The sequence below is a fragment of the Virgibacillus tibetensis genome, from assembly GCF_036026595.1.
Lineage (GTDB): Bacteria > Bacillota > Bacilli > Bacillales > Amphibacillaceae > Virgibacillus_P > Virgibacillus_P tibetensis.
This window is the reverse complement of record NZ_JARZFX010000003.1, coordinates 103,942-124,306: the sequence shown is the minus strand read 5'-3', so window position 1 is coordinate 124,306 and position 20,365 is coordinate 103,942. Positions and strand designations below refer to the sequence as shown.

The following is a 20,365-nucleotide window of genomic DNA, read 5'->3' as shown; positions in this document are numbered from 1 at the left end:
AACCGCGGTGCCACCCTAATTATTCTGCAATTTTGTTGCAGAATCACTTTACTAGTTAATTAGCTCGAAAGTCCAATTCCAATGTACCTTGATGCTTGTTTCCACCAACCACAAGCTCTCTTAAAATCAGTGGGTAATTGTACTACGCCTTTGTCGTTGCTAGTTTATTGACTTTTTTATATTATATATAGTCTTTTGGGGAATAGCAAGTAGAAATATTAGAAAGGAGACAAAGTTCGTGAAAGAGATTATCACGGGTATAAAGTGAGCAAAAGCAGGTTAGAAAGGTCCGAGATATTACTAAGAAACAAAGAAAACTTATTAGAAAACGTGATAATGGAATGTATATAAATCTTTTGATGAACCAGACAGAAGGACCCACAATGTGATCTTACTTCACTCTTAACTCACCTAATGTTTGTATAGTTAAGGGTAAAACAGGTGATAATCAAAATAAAACCCTTTACTTTTCCAATATACAAATATGTAGTAAGATTAGGTAAAAAAGTTAGATTTTTCAATTTACTTATTATTTTCAATTTAGAAAGGAATGGTATCTTTAAAAAATATAATCTTTTATGGTGGGCTTTATTTCTGCAAATCTTTATTTTTAATACAATTTAAAATTAAAGAGGAGGTTATTAAAATGAGTAGATCTAAAAATTAAATAGCTTTAATGTTATTTTTTTCTTTCAATAGGTTCATTTATTGTAGATGGAGCAGCACGCCAATACACTTTTAATAATAAAATTCTGCTATTAAGTTGGATTTTTTGATTATATATCAAATTATAGAGGGAGATTTTAGATGAAAAAGAAAACCAGGATCGCACTGATAGGGCTAGGTTCTTTTGGTCGGAAGATTATAAACCCATTAAGATATTTTCATATACCCAATGAAGTAGAAATTGTTGCCGTTTGTGATACTAATAAAGGTATTGTAAAAGAAGTTGCAGAGGATATAAAGAAAGATAATCCAAATATACAATGGTTTACTAATCATAAAAAAATGTTTGAAGAAACTACAATAGATCTGGCTTACATTGCAACTTCACCATCGAGCCATAAACAGATTGTTCTGGATGCTGTTAAAAAGAACATACATGTTCTCTGTGAAAAGCCCCTAGCACACACAGCCCAAGAAGCAAGTGAAATAGTAGCAGAAACAAAAATATCAGGTGTGATCAACGCAGTACACTTTCATCTGAATTATTCACCCGCAGTGAAGAAATTCAAACAATTAATAGATGAAAATTTCTTAGGAGAACTTAAAGGAATTAATATCAACATGTACTATTCTCAATGGCCACCAGCTTGGCAACAAAATTCGTGGATAAATACAAGAAATGAAGGTGGCTTCATTCTAGAGCAAGGTGTGCATTTAATACAGATGATTATTAAATTGTTTGGAAGCATAGATAGGGTTCAAAGTGAGATCACATATAAGGATGATCGCACTAGTGAAACAGGAATTATTGCGAAAATGTTTCTTAAATTAGGCACTCCTGTATTACTTGATGGGTTAACGGAGGTTTCTGCAGAAGATACAATTAAAATTACGGCAATAGGGACAAAAGGAGTTATTGTGTTTGAAAATTGGAAGGATCTAAAAGCTGGAACTACCGGTCAACCAATTGAAAATGTAGACTTACCTCATCCTTCAACATCACCTTGGATAATGAGACATGTAATTGATGCAATTCACAACAAGCCATCCGAAATCTACGGATTTGATGTAGGGTATGAGGTACAAAAAGTTGTAGATGCCTTAAGATCAGAATCCAGTGATTGGATTACAATAGAAAATTAATTTAGGGAAGTAAATATTGTTCAGATGTGTGAAGGAATACTAAATATAAGTAGTTAGATAGTTTTGGATAAAAATAAAAAATTAAAAGATATAATATTTTTGAATAAAAAAGAAACTTATCTCAAAGCAGTGGTCTGGGCAGCTAATCCTCCTGGACATGGCGGAAGCAATCTTGAACCCTTGCATGATATCAGGAGTCTTATTGGTTTGTACTATGAAGAATTACAAGAAATTATCAAACCCCAAAGTGTTTTTTTTGGGCATAGCATGGGAGGGATTGTGGCCTATTTTCTTTTACAACGCATGCTAGATTCGACTAAGCATAATATAGAAGGTATCACGTTGGTATTATCTGCTTGTAATACACCTAAAGAATTTAAAACTACAAATTACTCCAATTTGTCGGACGATAAATTGATAGATCATTTACTCACCTACGATGGAATCCCTGATGAACTTATCCATGAAAGAAATCTACTAAACTTTTTTCTACCTGTGTTTCGTGCTGACTTTAAGATATTGGAAAGCTCTCCTATGCATGATTTTACACCTTTAGAGTTACCTGTATATTTTCTATGGGGTGAAAATGATAGAATCGTTCCCATGGAATCAGGTTATTCAATGGTCAACATATTTTAAGAGTGAATTAAACATTGCAACTATTGAAAACGGTTCCCATATGTTCATCCATGATAAATCAAGTATCGTTACTCAATATCTTGAAGATATTATATTCAATCATGTGCATAACTAAGAAAAGAAATAGTAATTATTACTATTAATAAATGGAGGTAAGGATGGACGATAATTAGAACTAGAATTAAGCTGTGGGTAAGATGTTTTTCTTGAGAGGAGCAATTCAAAATGCTAAAAAGAATGCTAAAGAAAGACCTTTTAAAAAACAAGAGCATAACAATTATATTATTTATCTTCATTTCGTTATCATCTATTCTAGTTGCTAGTGGAGTAGGCATGATTAGCGACTTAACTAATTCATTGAATGCCTTGTTTACAAAATCAAATGCTCCTGATTTTGTCCAGATGCATGCTGGAGAGATTAATCAGGCTAAGATTGATCAATGGTCATCAAAAAATGAACTTGTAAAAAATGTACAAGCAGTCGAGATGATTAATATTGATGGAACAAAGATTGATTTTGGCAATGATGGATTAATCGAACATAGTATTATGGATAACTACTTTGTTAAACAAAATAAAACATTTGATTATTTGCTTAATCTAGATAGTGAGATCCTTCAGGTTTCAGAGGGAGAAATTGCCGTTCCTATCTATTACATGCAACAGAACGACGTAAAGCTTGGGGATACAATTAGAATAATGGATCAAGGGTTTGAAATGGAATTTATTGTGACAAGTTTTGTCCGTGATGTTCAAATGAATCCATCCATCATTCATTCTAAACGTTTTGTAGTAAATGGTGCTGACCTGGAGAAGCTGAAGAAAAACATTGGTGAGCTTGAGTATTCCATTGAATTTTTATTAACTGATTTAAATAAACTAAATGAATTTAGAAATATGTATGAGTCTTCTGAACTACCAAGTAAGGGCCCCGCAATTGATTACCCTCTTTTAAGAACATTAAATGCTATTACAGATGGTTTGGTAGCTGCCATAATTATATTAGTGAGTTTTTTTCTTAAAATAATTGCAATTTTATGTATCAGATACACGATATTAGCAGCAATTGAAGAAGATTATAAGGAAATAGGAATAATGAAAGCGATTGGAATACCACTTAGAACTATTAAACGAATATACTATATTAAGTATGTTGTTCTTGCATTGGTAGCTACCATAATTGGTTATGTAGCATCTCTATTTCTTAATAGACTGTTTACATCGAATATGATGTTATATTTAGGCTCAGCACCTAAGAGCATTTTTTTGCATATTACACCACTCCTTGGAGTCGTTGTGGTGTTCTTGATTATTCTAGTTTTTTGCATACTAACATTTAGAAGATTTAATAAAGTATCTACAATAGAAGCTATGCGATCAGGTAGCCTTGGCGAAGGAAAAGCGAATCGTAGAATTCTATCTATTCACAGGTGGAGAATTGTTAATGTTAATATTTTACTAGGTATTAGGGATGTCTTTGCTAGATTTAAAATGTATATCTTACTGTTTTTTGTGTTTCTAATTTGTTCATTTATTATTATCGTTCCAGTTAACTTTTTAAATACCGTTCAATCATCTAGTTTCATTAAGTATATGGGGATAGAACGAAGCGATCTTCGGATTGATTTACAAAAGTCTGAAAATATGCAGGAAGAATTTAATAGTATGGGTGATTATTTAAGTAACGATAATGATGTTGAAAAATTTTCTTTATTAGTTACAAGTCGGTTTAAGTTTATTAATAATGAAGGGGCCATTGAGAATTTAACTATTGAAACAGGGGATTTCACTACATTTCCATTGGAATATTTGGAAGGTGTTCCACCAGAACAGGATAACGAGATTGCCCTTTCCTACTTAAATAGCGATGAAATGGGAAAAGGAATTGGTGATCATTTAAGCTTAATAGTCCAAGGGCAAGAGAAAGAAATGGTCATTACAGGTATTTATCAAGATGTAACAAATGGCGGAAGAACTGCAAAAGCAGTTATACCATATAATCAGGAAACAGTACTATGGTATGAGGTTAGTTTAGATTTAAAATCACAAAGTAATCTCAGTGATAAGATCAATGAATATGAAGAAGCTTTTTATCCTGCAAAGGTTACGGATCTAGCTGGGTATTTGTCTCAAACCTTTGGAAATACGATTAAACAGTTACAGACTTTTACTATAGTAGCAATCGCTATTTCCCTTTTAGTTGCAGCACTTATCACTTCATTGTTTTTACGAATGTTAGTTGCCAAAGATTCAGCACAAATTGCGATTATGAAAAGTATAGGATTTTCACTAAATAATATTCGTATTCAATATATAACAAGATCATTATTAGTACTAACTATCGGTATTATTCTTGGAACTGTTGTTTCAAATACGTTAGGACCAAGCATGGTTAGTATTCTATTATCTATGATGGGTGCATCTAATATAGAATTTGTTATTAACCCTATTGAAGCCTATATATTATATCCATTTATAATATTAAGTGTTGTGACGGTTACTACCTTGTTAAGCATATATTCCATTAATAAGTCAAGTATCGTTGAATTAAATGCAGAGTGAATATTCTCAAATCAGCAGATTCCTAGTTTCAAATAGAAATTGGAAGGAGAGGTTCTATGGAAACGTTATTAGAAACAAACAATTTAAGTAAAACCTATGTGGTCGGAAAGGATAATCAGATTAATGTCCTCAAAAATGTGAATATAAAAATCAATGAGGGTGACTTAGTGTCGGTGATGGGACCATCAGGTTCTGGCAAATCAACCTTACTCCATAATATCAGTGGAATGGACAGACTCACCTCTGGAAATGTCAAATTTTGTGGTGAAGAGCTTGTTAATCTTTCCGAAGCGGAATTGTCTAGCCTTCGGTTGAAAAAGATGGGTTTTATATTTCAACAAATTCATTTGCTGAAGAACTTAAACATTTTTGATAATATCATCCTCCCAGCTTATTCAGCTAAAATGGAGAGTAGGAATAAAATTAATAAACGAGCTAAAAAACTAATGAAACAAACAGGTATTGCTGATCTTATACATAACGATATCACTCAAGCCTCGGGTGGGCAACTACAAAGAGTAGCAATTTGCAGGGCCCTTATAAATCAACCAAATATTATATTTGGAGATGAACCAACAGGTGCACTCAATTCTAAATACGCTAATGAAATCATGGAACTATTAGCAGAAATTAATCAGACAGGGACTGCGGTTTTATTAGTTACACATGATATCAAAGTGGCAGTAAAAACAGAGCGTGTAGTATATATGCTGGATGGAAGTATTGTTGGTGAAATAAAGCTTGGAAGATACTTGCGGGAGAATCATGATATGGAAGTGAGAGAAAAGAAGCTTTCTACATGGTTAATGCAAATGGGATTCTAATTTTTATTGAAAATTATGTAGTCAGCAATATGCAAAATATTTTCAGTAAGGATATGTAAAACTTAATTTATGAGTGGGGAAAAAGAATGTCTCAACTATATGCGGTTCCATTAAATTATTCTAACTTGGAAATTCAGGATTTGAATAAGCGGTATGGAAAAGACAAACTAGAATATTTCTATGATATATGGGCGCTAAAGGAAAGTTATATAAAAATGGTTGGAAAGGGACTTTCTATCCCATTAAATTCCTTTAGTTGTAGTGTTGTTAACAAACAATTTATGTTTAAATCAAGAATCGAACAACAACCTGTCTATCTGAAGAAGTATCATATTGATCCAAAATATAAATTAGCTGTTAGCCAACATCATGCCTATTTTCCTGAGCATATTCATCAAATTTGTCTTATAACTTGGTTAAAGAGTTTAATGAACGGTGAGGAAAATTATATATAGTTATAATTGAAGACAAGTCTTGTGGTTTATTCCAAACTAGAGTATCCGGAATAAGAGTGTTTTGGAGATACTAGATGCCTTGTAAGTTCCTGGAATACTCGGTTGAAGTCTTTCTATGAAGATGTTTATGAAATTAATGGAAACTGGCTTAATCATGAAGTTTTTAATGAGATAACCCAGATTTCATTATTATAAGAATACGATAAAAAGCGAGTGACTAATACTCGCTTTTTTGCTTGTCTTGTTCTTATTTTTATATTGGTTGTACACCATAGGGAGTAAAAGAACCATATTTCAATTATCATCCTAAATTTGATATTGATGAGGATGCGATTCTTGTCGCAGCCAATTCAGTGGGATATGTTATTTCCAATTATTTAAAATGGAAAACGATGAATCAAGAGACTAGTTTTGAAATAGACCCAGAATATTGCACCAAAGCGGAAATTGAAACGTAATCCGGCAAAGTATGTTTCAATTTTTTATGGTGGCGAATTTTTAAATATAGAACCTGGTCTTAATCATCTTGTGTTTTCTAGTAGGTAAGGCCCAACTAAAATAAAAATAGCTTAAGGAATTACTAATAATTTTTTAAGACAAGTGCATAGTAATATTATTCGCTTTAAAGCTTTTCTGTATTAATAATGTAACAAAGTTGAAGTCTATATTCTCTACTTCAAATGAAGAGCTTAGGAGGATGAAGGAGGATTTATATGGAAGCTGCAAACTATAAAGGTACGAATCAAATGATTATCGGTATTGTATTCGGTGTAATAACGTTTTGGTTATTTGCCCAAGCAATGGTAAATATTGTTCCAGTAGTCCAAGAAGATCTGGGTGTCGATTTAGGTGTTATAAATATAGCGGTAAGCTTGACTTCTCTATTTTCGGGCATGTTCATTGTAGTTGCAGGTGGACTGGCGGATAGAATCGGACGGAAGAAAATCACCTATGTTGGTTTAGTATTGAGTGTAGCTGGTTCGTTATTAATTGTGCTGGCACAGGGATCGGTCCTTTTAATAAGTGGAAGGGTTTTGCAGGGTTTATCTGCTGCATGCATTATGCCAGCTACGATTGCGCTACTGAAAGCATATTTTGAAGGTGCGGAAAGACAGCGGGCGATTAGCTACTGGTCCATTGGTTCATGGGGTGGTTCCGGAATTACTTCGTTTGCCGGGGGTGTTATTGCTACGTATATGGGATGGAAATGGATATTTATTTTCTCTATCATTGTTGCTTTGCTTGCTATGTGGCTCATCAGGGATGTCCCCGAAAGTAAAGCCAAAACAACTGGAAAATTTAGATTCGATTATGGTGGATTGGGAATCTTTATCATTACGATGCTGGCGATTAATATCTTCATTACCCAAGGTTCAGAATTAGGATGGACGAGTTTAACAACGTTAGTTTTAGCTGTTGTATCCATTCTTGGTGTCATTGTATTTATTTACTATGAGCGTAGAAAAAGAGATGCTCTTATCGATTTCAAGTTATTTAAAAATAAAGCCTATACAGGTGCAACGGTATCGAATTTCTTATTGAATGCTGTTGCGGGTACGCTAATAGTTGCAAATACGTATGTCCAAGTAGGTCGTGGATTTACCCCATTTCAATCTGGTTTACTTTCACTAGGTTATTTAGCTGCTGTTCTTTCCATGATTCGTGTTGGAGAAAAACTCATGCAACGAACCGGTGCAAAAAAACCGATGGTCTGGGGGTCATTGATAACGTTAATCGGGGTTGCCATGATGGCGTTGACTTTTTTACCTGATATTCTTTACACGATTATTGTATTTGTTGGATTTATCTTGTTTGGTTTAGGTCTTGGAATGTATGCTACGCCATCAACCGATACAGCCGTCTCTACTGCTCCTGATGATAAAGTCGGAGAAGCTTCAGGAATTTATAAGATGGCAAGTTCTTTAGGAAACGCATTTGGTATAGCCATTTCAGTAACCGTATACAGCACAGTTGCATCAGTAAGTTCTGTTCATGTTTCGGCGACGGTTGGAATTATTACGAATGTAATATTTGCTGCTGTTTCCCTAATTTCTATCCTTGTACTTGTTCCAAGTACAATAGATAATAAAAAATAAGTAGGCAGGCAGTTTAACCCAGGTATCCTGCCTACTCAGTTTTGAAAGGAGATTTTATTAATGAAAGACAAATTAATGAATATGTTGGAAGAACGGGAAGATGAAATGGTTGAAATACGCCGTTATTTACATGAGAATCCGGAACTTTCTTTTAAAGAGGAAAAAACGGCAAACTATATTGCTGATTTCTATAAAGATAAAGATGTCGAAATAGTAACGAATGCTGGAAATGGATATGGCATTGTTGTAACTATAAAAGGGGGGGAGCCAGGTAAAACAATTGCTCTTCGGGCTGATTTTGATGCGCTTCCCATTAAAGAGGAGGCAGAGGTTCCGTATAAATCAAAAAATGAAGGTGTAATGCATGCTTGTGGCCATGATGCACATACAGCATATCTTTTAGTGTTAGCCGATTGCCTCATTGAATTAAAAGATAACATTAATGGGACCGTTAAAATTATCCACCAACATGCAGAGGAGCAACCACCCGGTGGCGCAAAAAGCATCGTAGAAGAAGGATTTCTGGATGATGTAAATGCTGTTTTTGGTATTCATGTTTTACCAATGGCTCCTGCTGGTACAGTTGGTTATCATAGTGGATATTCTTTTAATGGTCGTGCCTATTTTAAACTACGTATACAGGCAAGCGGAGGACATGGTTCATCTCCACACAAGGCAAACGATGCTATTGTCGCAGGATCCTATTTTGTGACAACTGTACAGACTATTGTTAGTCGCAGAGTGGATCCGTTTAATGCGGGTGTAGTGACTATTGGTTCATTTGATGGTAAAGGAACTTTTAATGTGATTAAAGACAGCATTGAGCTCGAAGGGGATATACGCTATTCAAATGAAGAAACAAAGGGTGTTATTAACAAAGAAATACATCGGATTGTTAAGGGGATCGAAGAATTGTTTGGTGTAACTTGTGAACTTACGTATGAACCTGACTATCCACCATTATATAATGATCCTGAACTGACTGCGTTTGTAGCGGATACCTTGAAAATGGTTAAAGATAAAGATATTAAAGAAGTAAAAGAATTCCCTAAAATGGCACCATCTGATGATTTTGCGTACTTTCTGGAGAAAGTTCCTGGTTCTTATTTCTATATTGGTTGCACTCCAAAGGGTGTAGAAGAACCTTACTTCAATCACCATCCTAAATTTGAAATTGATGAAGATGCAATTCTTGTCGCAGCCAAATCAGTGGGACAAGTTTTATGCAGTTATTTAAGCATGGATGAAATTGGTTAAGAGACTAATTTTGTAACAGGAATAATAAAACGAAACGTCATCCATAACTTTTTTGTGGGTGGCTTTTTATTAAAAAATTTTAAAAAAACCTACTTTATGCAGTTTGTTGCAGGTTTAACAATAACGTATTCCTCTAGATGTCATTTATCTTAACCTTATATCAGTTACTTCTTCTTACTTACTTACCTGACTCCTGTTCGGTTGTATAATTTTTTCCGTTGATAAGTAGATAGAATGACTCCCCCCACAATAAATAAGGAACCCAATATTTCTGCACCTGTTATCGGCTTGTAAAGTAATATTAATCCCATAAGCATTGCTACAAAAGGTTCTAAATTAGATAATATAGATGCCTTTGAGGCATCAACATGTCTAATGTTGATATTCCAAATTAGCGTAGCTATACCATGTACAACAACGGCTGTTCCGATTAGAAAAGCCCAATCAGAAATTTCAACACTTACCCGTAAAGGATTGTCTAGTGAAAAAGCAAAAGGAATAGACACAATAAATCCTACAGTATTCGAATATAAAGTAAGTGTAAGTGGATCAATTGATTTAGAGAGCATTCTAGTCATAATGATCATTATGGCAAACGTTATCATCGTTACAACAATCCATATAATCCCTTTGTCAATGTCTATAGAGGATAAGCTGCCTTTCGCTACGACAAAATAAATACCTAATATCGCAACAATAGACCCCATCAACATACGAATCGTTAATTTTTCTTTTAAAAAAATGGCTGCTAAAAATCCAGTTAAAATTGGAGTTGTTGCTAGAATCAATGCAGCTGTTGTTGGATCAGCAGTTTGTAATCCAACAAAAAAAGACCATTGATTTATAAATACACCAATAACCCCTAGGAAAAAAATTGCAGGCAAATTTGTTTTATTTAAACGTTTTATACGTTTAAAATATATTTTGTTAGAAGATAATCCAATTAAAAATAACACAATAAAGAAAAGTCTTAGTGATGTTAACAGAGTTGGGGAGAAATCTTGAACTAAAATCTTTCCAAATACAAAATTACTTCCCCATACGACTACACAAAAAGTTACCCAAGTATAAGCTTTTACCATATTTGTTACTCTCCTATAAATTAAAATGGCAACTTTTTTATTTTAAACTTAATAATCTGTTCTGTATACAATTTTGCTATGTCAGTTTTGTGAAAATCCTATCAGAAAATGTTTATATAAAACTAAATAGAACTATAGTGGTTTTTATTATCAAAAAAAGCAGGTTCTAATTACCTGCCTGCTAACGTAATTTCTATATTATTGTCTCTAAAATATCTATTATTATTAAAATGATTTGTCGGTTTTTGTATAGCGTCAAGAAAGTATATTGGAATTATAGAAGAAGAAATTGAAAATTATCTAAAGAGTTTTATTTTATAATAAGTATGCTTCAGGATGAAATAGAAAGATATACAGAAGGCAAAAGAAATGACGCATATCTATTCAAGAGCCAGAAGGTGGATAAACCAATCACCACAACCCAGGTGAGGGTAAATTATGAATGAATATTGCAATACAAAACACGGAACGAATCAGTATTAGATGATCCGTTCCGTGTTTTCAATACTAATTGAAAATATTTTTTAGACAGTTCTATTTACTTTCTTCATTGCTAAAGAAATTATTTAGGGGAAATATAATAATACAACCTATAAGAAGCAAGATTGAAACTAGATTTGATTGAAAACCATTTTCCCAATTTTTATAGATTGCGTATATTAGAAAAACACTTAATAAAATAACACCCAACTTAAATGGTAAAGTTTTTATGTTTATCACCTATTTCTTATAAGATTAATCACGTACACTGTTTCTGTATTTGACATTCCCACCTTTAAAATTAACGTATTTCTTATTCAACTCTACTTCCCTATTGTATAAATTCAACAAAAAAGGTGCTTCTCCTTCTGGATAGCACCCTTTAGTTTTACACAAACTATTTTACATTATCTTCAATCTCTTTTTATTTAACTTTTATCACAATTTTTCCAGCTGCATGTCCTGATTCACTTAATTCATAAGCTTTCTGTACACCGTCTTGGATAAATGGATAGACTTCATCGATGACAACTTTCAAATCGCCACGAGCTACTTGATCGACTAAGTTTTTTAATTGATCTGTATTTATTTCATAGGTAATTCTATCAATAGTGATATTTCTTTCTGCAGCTTTGTCATCTGATATAGGAGTTGCTGGCGTTAATGCTCGACCGCCTTCAACTACAACAGGTAATGTTTCAGTACCTTGACCTACTGTGTCAATTAACATATCTGCTTTATTTACATAAGCTTTTGGAACATCTTCTTCTTTATAATTAACAACTTGGTCTACTGCAAGTGATTCAAGAAGTTCTTTATTTCTGCTAGTTGTAGCAATAACATGTGCTCCGTTCTGTTTTGCAAACTGGACTGTGTATGTTCCTACACCACCTGAACCACCTTGCACAAAGACAGTTTCTCCTTCTTGTACTTGATATAATTCTTTATTAACCAGTTGATATGCAGTAAGTGCTGCGATACCTAGGGCTGAAGCTTCTTCGAAAGTAACCTTTTCCGGCTTTTTTATTACATATTTTTCAGGAATAGATACAAACTCTGCCAGTCCACCACCACGATTTACCTTATAAGAAGTAAATACTTCATCGCCTATTGAAAAATCTGAAACATTTTCACCAACTTCAGAAACAACGCCAGAAATATCCGTACCTAAAATCATAGGAGACTTTAATTTAAATGGCATTTTCCCTTTACGTATTGCACTATCTACCGGGTTAATTGAAACAGCATGGACTTCAATCAACACATCATCTGCATTTACTTTTGGTTTATCTACTTCTTTTTCTACAAAATCTTCTATATTACCAGCTTCTTTAACAACAATAGCTTTCATTAAATACACCCTTTCTACTTTAAGTCTATGTTAATATTAAGGTGTAATATAAAGTATTTCAAATTTTCCAACTCCGTGTGCATTTTTATTTAAATTTATTTTTCGGTGCCACCACCGAATTTCAAGTCCTTTTTACTTAATTCCTCTTCAACTCTTCTGCCCCGATAGTTGAACAAGTTTTGGGAAGAGGATACAAAATAAAAAAACGACAAATTTTAGGATTTTAATACAAATAGTGACCAATTTCCTTTATACTAGATTTAAAATAGATATGGGAGATTGATAGTTTATGGAGAAAAAACAACGCAGGATTTTTACATTTTTTGGTATTCTCCTACTTAGTATGAGTATTCCTTTAAGTAGTAGTGCAGAAGAAAGTCAGACGGTTAGCTCTCATAAAGAAAGACAGACAAACATTAAACCAATTGATATAAATGAAAACATGAAACGTTTTACATATGATTCCGGCTATAACTTTGAATATCCTGATGCAGTGCGGGGGATTTATGTTACTGGCAACTCAGCAGGTGGAAGTCGATTCGAAACACTGTTGGACTTACTTGACACAACAGATTTAAATGCAATGGTAATTGATATAAAAGAAGACCATGGAAACTTGACGTTCAAACCAGAAGAAGGTTCTCCATATGAAGATATTGCACGGAACTTCATCAGCGATCCAGAAGGTATGATGGAAGTTCTGGAGGAAAAGGAAATATATCCAATTGCCAGAGTAGTAGTTTTTAAGGATAATGTTTTGGCAAAAGAAAGACCAGATTTGTCATTCACTGAAAACGGTAAAGTATGGGTGAATAATAAAGGAGAGGCATTTGTTAACCCGTTCGAAAAAGAAGTTTGGGAGTACAATGTAGAAATCGGCAAAATGGCTGCGGAAATGGGTTTTCAGGAAGTTCAATTTGACTACGTTCGATTCCCTGAAGGCTTTGAACATCGCGATGAAGAACTTGACTATTCATTAGGTGACTTTAAAGATCTGGATATGAATAATATTAAAAAGCGTGTGAAGGCAGTTACAGACTTCGTCGCTTATGCAAGGGATGAGCTATCGGATTATGGTGTAGATGTCTCTGTTGATATTTTTGGTTATGCAGCAACGATCGAAGAAACACCTGGAATTGGTCAGAACTTCTCGGAAATATCGAATAATGTAGATGTTATTTCTTCTATGATCTACCCAAGTCACTGGACGTCTTACTTTGGTATAGACAAGCCAGATGAGGAGCCATATAAACTTGTAACTGAATACGCTAAAGTGGAAAATAAAGTGTTAGGTGCGCTGGAGGACCCGCCAGTATCAAGACCATGGCTCCAAGACTTTGAGGCACCTTGGTTGTATAGTGGAGCGACTAAACAATATGGAAAAGCGGAAATGGAAGCCCAGATAAAAGCATTGTATGAGAATGATATTTATGAGTTTCTATTATGGAATTCGGGAAATGTATATACAGAGAATGTTAATTATAAAATTGGCATCGAGGAGTAAAATAAAGCAGATTCTCTAATTATAGAGGATCTGTTTTATTTTCAGGTGTAAATGGAGCAGAATGGGCATATTATAAGGAGATACACTCTGAAGCCGATTTAACAAATCAACTGTCTTTCGTTATAATAGACAGGACTACTAAAAATTAAGGAGTAGATCAATGAATTGGTATGAAAAGTTAAATGAGTATTTTCCAGTAGAAGAAATGAAGTCAAAAGAGCATATGGATATGCTTTTAAAAGAAAAGGGCGATGTCTATTATAAAGACGAAAGTCCCCTGCATGTAATGATGTATGCTGAGTTCGATACATTTATTTTTATTGATTATGTATGGGTTTCATCTGAAGCCAGAGGGCAAGGAACCGGACATAAACTAATGGAAAAACTTAAATTAAAAAATAAACCAATTATATTAGAAGTGGAACCTGTTGATTACGAAGATACAGATACAGAGAAACGACTGCATTTCTATCACAGGGAAGGATTTAACCACGCACAGTGCATTGGTTATAACCGCCGATCATTAGCCACGAATGAGGAAACCCCTATGGAAATATTATATTGGTCTCCAAATGAAGATACAGAGGATAGTATTTTCCAACAAATGAAAAAAATGTATGAAGATATTCATACCTACAAAGATGAAGAGATATACGGTAAATCCTATCAACCTGTAGATGAAGTATTGAGTTTTGATGAAAACCGAGATACTGAAGATATTCTTGATGGTTTAAATACAACTGAGAAAGCATAAAATCAATTTAATTTTCCCCTTATCGTGGTCGGATAAGGGGAGAATTTTTTACGTATATGTAACTTAGTTTAATCAGTAGCCAGATCAGCGGGAATGATACTATCAACTTCAGTCCAAGTAAACGTTTCTTCACGCTTTTTGCAGCGGTCTTTCCAATAAAATCAATTGGTCAGTATAAGCAATAATAGCATTATCATTAAAAACCATACCATGCTGTGCTTACTCTGTATTTGCTTATAAATAGTGTATAAAGTAATGGTAATAGGATAAGCTTTAAAGAACAATACATTTGTCACACTCGTAAAAGAGAAGATTGGGATAAAAATACGTTGTTAGAAAGAAAGTTGTAGTGAACCATACAAAGCAGACAGGCGTCTGCACTTGACTTTTTAATGTTTTTTCAAATTAAAGGTTTAATTAAAAATGAAATGGGGTAACTTACAACTATACAATTAAAAACATTTTGTGAACATTTATAATTAACCTGCATTTTCTAGGATATACCCTACCTTTTGCTTGACAATTGTAGTATAATTTACATATAGGGTTAATTAAACTTATTGTTTATCTAATAAGTGATTCAATGTTCATAAAATGAAAATCCACATTCAGATTGAGGAGTGAAGTTTCAATGGTAACACTTTATACCTCACCAAGTTGTACATCTTGCAGAAAAGCAAAAGCATGGTTAGAAGAACATGACATACCGTTTACGGAACGCAATATCTTTTCCGAGCCACTATCGTTGGATGAAATAAAGGAAATATTACGTATGACGGAAGATGGAACTGATGAGATCATATCAACACGCTCAAAGGTTTTTCAGAAATTAGACGTTAATATTGATCAAATGCCTATGAAGGATTTATTCAATTTGATTCAAAAAAATCCAGGTTTATTAAGAAGACCGATTATCTTAGATGAAAAACGTCTGCAAGTAGGTTACAACGAAGATGAGATTCGACGTTTCTTACCGAGAACAGTTCGTACATTTCAATTACGTGAAGCACAACGTATGGTCAATTAATTATATTGGAAATAGGTATAGACATGATAATAGGAAAAACGCAGATCACCCATCTAAAGGTCTGCGTTTTTGTTGTATTTCAAAAGTTGGGACAGGCAGTTTAAAATATAAGGATGACAAATCGATTATAATGAGTTAAAATATTATATTAACTATTCGTTTATATATAGGCATATTAATTTCCAAAAGACAGTATGCTGTCATACAATGAATTATAGATACACGAATGGTTAAGGATTGCTCATGGAGGGTACTGGATTATAAAGTATATTCTTTATTAAATATAGATTAAGGTGAAGCGTCTCTTCCACCTAACTTATTTAACAGAAGGGAGAGAAACAAAGATGGAAATAGAAAGAATCAATGAGAATACAGTTAAGTTTTATATTTCCTATATCGATATTGAAGATCGTGGTTTTGAACGTGAAGAAATCTGGTATAACCGCGAACGCAGTGAACAATTATTCTGGCAAATGATGGATGAAGTGAATTATAAAGAAGATTTTAATGTGGAAGGTCCGTTATGGATACAAGTTCAAGCAATGGAAAAAGGCTTGGAGATTTTAGTTACAAAAGCACAGGTTTCCAAAGATGGAGATAATATTGAACTACCTGCAGAAGATGGTAGCACAATTGATATTCCTGTCGATAAAAAGATAGAAAATATTTTAGAAGACAAATTCGGGCAATCAGCAGAAAATAAACAAGATGAAAATGATGACGCTGAAGAGAACCTATGGGTTGTTGTTAACTTTAAAGACTTTGAGGATGTTATTCAGTTAAGTCATTATTTCCAAGAGTTAGATGGTATCACAGAAGAAATACTCTATCATTATGCGGATAACTATTATTTATATATTGAATTTTCAGAAGAAATACTTGATGAAAATCTGCAAGAAAACTTAATTAGCCAAATACTGGAATTTTCGAGCGACTCCGATGCAACCATTTATTTTCTCGAGGAGTATGGAAAGAAGATTTTTGAAAAGGACACCTTTGCTCAAGTCAGGTCTTACTTCCCGGTTAATACTTAGGCACTCATAAACAGGGTGTCTATTTTTTTTGCAGGATTTCTGCCACTTCTGTCGAATAGTATTTATTGGAGGTGGTAATTTATGCTGCAGGCAAAGTCAAAAGAAGGAAGACTGGTTACGCTTGCTACATTAACAAAGCTTGAAATTAATAAACTAAAGCAGGTAAAATTTTATTGCCCAGCCTGTAACCAGAGAGTCATCATGAAGGCAGGCTCTATAGTAATTCCACATTTCGCTCATCAGTCGATTCAGAAATGTCCAGCACATGAAGGAGGGGAGGGGCTATATCACGAAAAAGGGAAATTACTGTTATATCAGTGGCTCAAAAAACAAAATATCCATGTTGAATTAGAAGTTTATCTGCCGGAAATCAATCAGCGGCCGGATCTATTGCTTAGGTTAAACACGAAAATAATTGCAATTGAATACCAATGTGCACGAGTTGCTATCGAACAAATAAGGGAGCGGAACAATGGGTATCGAAAAGCAGGGATAATACCTATTTGGATTTTGGGCGCCACCCTATTAAAGAGGAAAATGAGCTACCAACTGCAATTGGACCAGTTTTCACTTCAATTTACCCATCAATTTTCTCCAACCTACCCTCTAACTTTATTTTACTTCTGTCCGATAACAAACCAGTTTGCAAGTGTCCGAAACATCTATTTAACAAGCCTGGATAAAGCCATTGGCAAGTTCTATATTCAACGTCTGAACAGCATGTCGTTCATAGATATCTTTCAAAAGGAACTACTGAAATCATCCCATCTGTATCAGTTATGGAGGAAAGAGAAAGAGCGGTTTCGGATGAGACAACCGAAACGTTTGTATGGTAAAGAACTGGCATGGGCCAAATGGCTGTATGAAAAAGGAACTCACAGAGAGCATCTCCCCTCGATCATTTATCTTCCAACTGTTTCTCAATACCTTATGAATTCAGCTCCCTGGGACTGGCAGAGTCGATTATGTATCGATATATTATGCAATAAGCCTCTTGGTACACAAATTTCCCTGAAATCATGTGAGCGCATAGTAAGACAGCAGATGCAGGACTCCAACAGCTTCCCCCTCATTTACACCGGTAAAAACCCAATTATAGAATATTTAATGCTTTTGTCCGAATTAAATATACTGACAAAGCGAACACCCCATTCCTTTTTGATAATAAACCCTATTGACTTTTATAAAAATGTCGAGGAAGCGTTAACAGGAGATAAAATTATTATGGATCAGCTCGTAAAGCAAAATTGAAGCATGATTCAGTACTAATTCGATATACTAATAACATAGGCAGAAGCGACCGGACAAATGAATCTTATCTGAACCGGCGAGTTTTCTTATAAAAACAGTTATTTAAAGGATTTTGCAAGAAAATCTAGAATTAGTAAGTATAAAGGTTCAAAGGAGGAACATGATTTGGCAAAAGCAACGAAAGAATTACCAAAACGTACTGATTTACCTGTAAATTTAACTTGGAAACTGGAGGATATCTTTGAAACAGATGAACTATGGGAGCAAGAGTTGAATAAATTAAAAAAGGATATACCTCAAGTGGAGAAGTATAAGGATAAGTTATCTGATTCTGCTGAAACGTTAGTAGAATTAATTAAACTACAAGATCAGCTTTCTGAAAGATTAGGCAAGTTATTTACATATGCGCATATGCGATATGATCAGGATACGACGAATTCATGGTATCAGGGACTAAATACGCAAGCGGAAAATGTACTGACACTGGCATCAAGTTCAATGAGTTTTATTGTTCCGGAAATTCTTGCGATTGACGAAGAGAAATTAAAAGGGTTTATTGACAAAAATGATGAATTGAAAAAATATAAAAAGACGTTGGATGAAATTACCCGTCAACGGCCACATGTGTTGAGCCAACGTGAAGAAGTATTGCTGGCGGAAGCTTCGGATCCACTTTCAACGCCTTCACAAACATTTGGAATGCTTAACAATGCAGATTTAACATTTCCTTCTATTAAAAATGAAAATGGGGAAGAAGTAGACCTAACACATGGCAGATATATTGGTTTTCTGGAATCGAAAGACCGCAGTGTTCGGGAAGCTGCATTTAAAGCAATGTATAAAACATACGGAAAGTTTAAAAACACTTTCTCCTCTACATTGAGCGGAAATGTTAAAAAGGATAACTTCTTTGCTAAGGTTCGTAATTATGAATCAGCAAGGCAGGCAGCACTGGATAATAATCATATTCCTGAACAGGTATATGATAATCTAGTAGAAGCAGTAAATGAAAAGCTGCCACTATTGCACCGCTATACAGAATTGCGTAAGAAGGTATTGGAGTTAGACGAATTGCATATGTATGATTTATTCACGCCGCTGGTAAAGGATGTGGATATGAAAATTCCATATGAGGAAGCCCAGCAGCATGTCTTAAAGAGCCTTTCTCCGCTTGGTAGTGCGTATGTGGATATAGTTAAAGAAGGATACGAAAACCGCTGGATCGATGTCGAAGAGAATAAGGGGAAGCGAAGTGGTGCGTATTCATCAGGTTCATATGGAACAAATCCGTATATATTGCTGAACTGGCAGGATAATGTAAATGACATGTTTACGTTAACACACGAACTTGGTCATTCTGTACACAGCTACTACACAAGAAAGTCCCAACCTTTCCGTTATGGTAATTACTCCATATTTGTAGCAGAGGTAGCATCGACATGTAATGAAGCATTATTAAATGATTATATGTTAAAGCAAATGGACGATGAAAAGAAGAAGTTATATTTACTGAATCACTTTCTGGAAGGATTCCGAGGAACGGTTTTCCGTCAAACAATGTTTGCTGAGTTCGAACATGACATTCACGTTAGAATGCAAGAAGGTGAGGCACTCACAGCTGATAAGCTGACCGAGATTTATTACGAATTAAATAAGAAGTATTATGGTGAGGCTGTCGTGTCAGATGAGGAAATTGGCTTGGAATGGGCCAGAATCCCACATTTCTATTACAATTATTATGTATATCAATATGCAACTGGCTATTCAGCAGCCACTGCTTTAGCAAAAGAAATTCTTGATGGTACAGATGGAGCAGTTGATCGCTATCTTGAGTTTTTGAAGGCAGGCAGCAGTGATTACCCAATTGAAGTGTTAAAGAAAGCTGGAGTAGATATGACATCGAAACAGCCAATTTTGGACGCATTAGCAGTATTTGAAGAAAAATTGGACGAAATGGAAAAGTTACTATTAAAATAAAAGCTTATATAGCTAGCTGCTATGGGAATAAAGAGAAAAGCACCGCTGATTTTAGCGGTGCTTTTCTCATCTCATACCACGATATACACGCTTGTGTGTGAAGGAGTAGATGGTTAAATAAATAGATAAAAATAATAACGGCAACGTAATATACAGAGGGATAATTGCCATAAGACCAAGAATATTTAAAAAGAAAGCAAATAAAGTTACGAGTAAAAAAAGAAGAGGGAGAAGTTGTGGCATAACTATTCACCCCTAACCGA

General features: G+C 34.3%; 15 protein-coding genes, 1 pseudogene and 1 other annotated feature (1 of these 17 cut by a window edge). Of the genes and pseudogenes, 14 read left to right on the top strand and 2 right to left on the bottom strand.

The window, feature by feature from the left end:
• Positions 1–166, bottom strand: a binding site (T-box leader); it reaches 14 nt to the left of the window's first position.
• Positions 167–807: 641 nt separating this feature from the next.
• The 8 genes and pseudogenes from QGM71_RS08865 (at position 808) to QGM71_RS08835 (ending at position 9,642) form a co-directional block, all read left to right on the top strand.
• A complete protein-coding gene (locus QGM71_RS08865) occupies positions 808–1,809 on the top strand; it encodes a Gfo/Idh/MocA family protein (RefSeq protein ID WP_327607179.1) in 1,002 nt (333 codons plus the stop codon).
• Positions 1,810–1,872: 63 nt separating this feature from the next.
• Positions 1,873–2,448 (top strand): thioesterase II family protein, encoded by a 576-nt coding sequence (locus QGM71_RS08860; RefSeq protein WP_327607178.1) that lies wholly within the window; start codon positions 1,873–1,875, stop codon positions 2,446–2,448.
• Between the two features lie 225 nt (positions 2,449–2,673).
• Entirely contained in the window at positions 2,674–5,010 is a 2,337-nt protein-coding gene (locus QGM71_RS08855) for an ABC transporter permease (protein ID WP_327607177.1), read from the top strand.
• 56 nt (positions 5,011–5,066) lie between these two features.
• Positions 5,067–5,834 carry an ABC transporter ATP-binding protein gene (locus QGM71_RS08850; protein WP_327607176.1) on the top strand — a complete coding sequence of 256 codons (768 nt, stop codon included), beginning with the start codon at positions 5,067–5,069 and terminating at the stop codon, positions 5,832–5,834.
• Between the two features lie 86 nt (positions 5,835–5,920).
• A complete protein-coding gene (locus tag QGM71_RS08845; RefSeq protein WP_327607175.1) occupies positions 5,921–6,289 on the top strand; it encodes a 4'-phosphopantetheinyl transferase superfamily protein in 369 nt (122 codons plus the stop codon).
• Positions 6,290–6,537: 248 nt separating this feature from the next.
• Positions 6,538–6,669, top strand: a pseudogene (locus QGM71_RS21825) (amidohydrolase); the annotation flags it as partial.
• Between the two features lie 333 nt (positions 6,670–7,002).
• Positions 7,003–8,385 (top strand): MFS transporter, encoded by a 1,383-nt coding sequence (locus QGM71_RS08840; protein ID WP_327607174.1) that lies wholly within the window; start codon positions 7,003–7,005, stop codon positions 8,383–8,385.
• 60 nt (positions 8,386–8,445) lie between these two features.
• A complete protein-coding gene (locus QGM71_RS08835; protein ID WP_327607173.1) occupies positions 8,446–9,642 on the top strand; it encodes an amidohydrolase in 1,197 nt (398 codons plus the stop codon).
• A 182-nt stretch (positions 9,643–9,824) separates the two neighbouring features.
• On the opposite strand, the gene QGM71_RS08830 is transcribed toward QGM71_RS08835, so the two are convergent.
• Both QGM71_RS08830 and QGM71_RS08825 read right to left on the bottom strand, forming a co-directional pair.
• Positions 9,825–10,724: a DMT family transporter gene (locus QGM71_RS08830; RefSeq protein ID WP_327607172.1), complete on the bottom strand. Its 900-nt coding sequence runs from the start codon at positions 10,722–10,724 to the stop codon at positions 9,825–9,827.
• Positions 10,725–11,628: 904 nt separating this feature from the next.
• A complete protein-coding gene (locus QGM71_RS08825) occupies positions 11,629–12,555 on the bottom strand; it encodes an NADP-dependent oxidoreductase (protein ID WP_327607171.1) in 927 nt (308 codons plus the stop codon).
• Positions 12,556–12,844: 289 nt separating this feature from the next.
• Between QGM71_RS08825 and QGM71_RS08820 the strand changes: the two genes are divergently transcribed.
• The 6 genes from QGM71_RS08820 (at position 12,845) to pepF (ending at position 20,102) form a co-directional block, all read left to right on the top strand.
• Positions 12,845–14,059, top strand: a complete 1,215-nt coding sequence (locus QGM71_RS08820; protein ID WP_327607170.1) for a putative glycoside hydrolase — start codon at positions 12,845–12,847, stop codon at positions 14,057–14,059.
• A 160-nt stretch (positions 14,060–14,219) separates the two neighbouring features.
• Complete coding sequence (locus QGM71_RS08815) at positions 14,220–14,813, top strand: GNAT family N-acetyltransferase (RefSeq protein ID WP_327607169.1); 594 nt, start codon at positions 14,220–14,222, stop codon at positions 14,811–14,813.
• A 631-nt stretch (positions 14,814–15,444) separates the two neighbouring features.
• Positions 15,445–15,840, top strand: a complete 396-nt coding sequence (gene spxA / locus QGM71_RS08810; protein WP_327607168.1) for a transcriptional regulator SpxA — start codon at positions 15,445–15,447, stop codon at positions 15,838–15,840.
• 344 nt (positions 15,841–16,184) lie between these two features.
• Positions 16,185–16,874, top strand: coding sequence for an adaptor protein MecA (gene mecA, locus QGM71_RS08805; protein ID WP_327607167.1), 690 nt, complete (start codon positions 16,185–16,187; stop codon positions 16,872–16,874).
• Positions 16,875–16,955: 81 nt separating this feature from the next.
• A complete protein-coding gene (locus QGM71_RS08800; RefSeq protein ID WP_327607166.1) occupies positions 16,956–18,125 on the top strand; it encodes a competence protein CoiA in 1,170 nt (389 codons plus the stop codon).
• A 165-nt stretch (positions 18,126–18,290) separates the two neighbouring features.
• Positions 18,291–20,102 (top strand): oligoendopeptidase F, encoded by a 1,812-nt coding sequence (gene pepF, locus QGM71_RS08795; RefSeq protein WP_327607165.1) that lies wholly within the window; start codon positions 18,291–18,293, stop codon positions 20,100–20,102.
• Positions 20,103–20,365 lie beyond the last annotated feature (263 nt).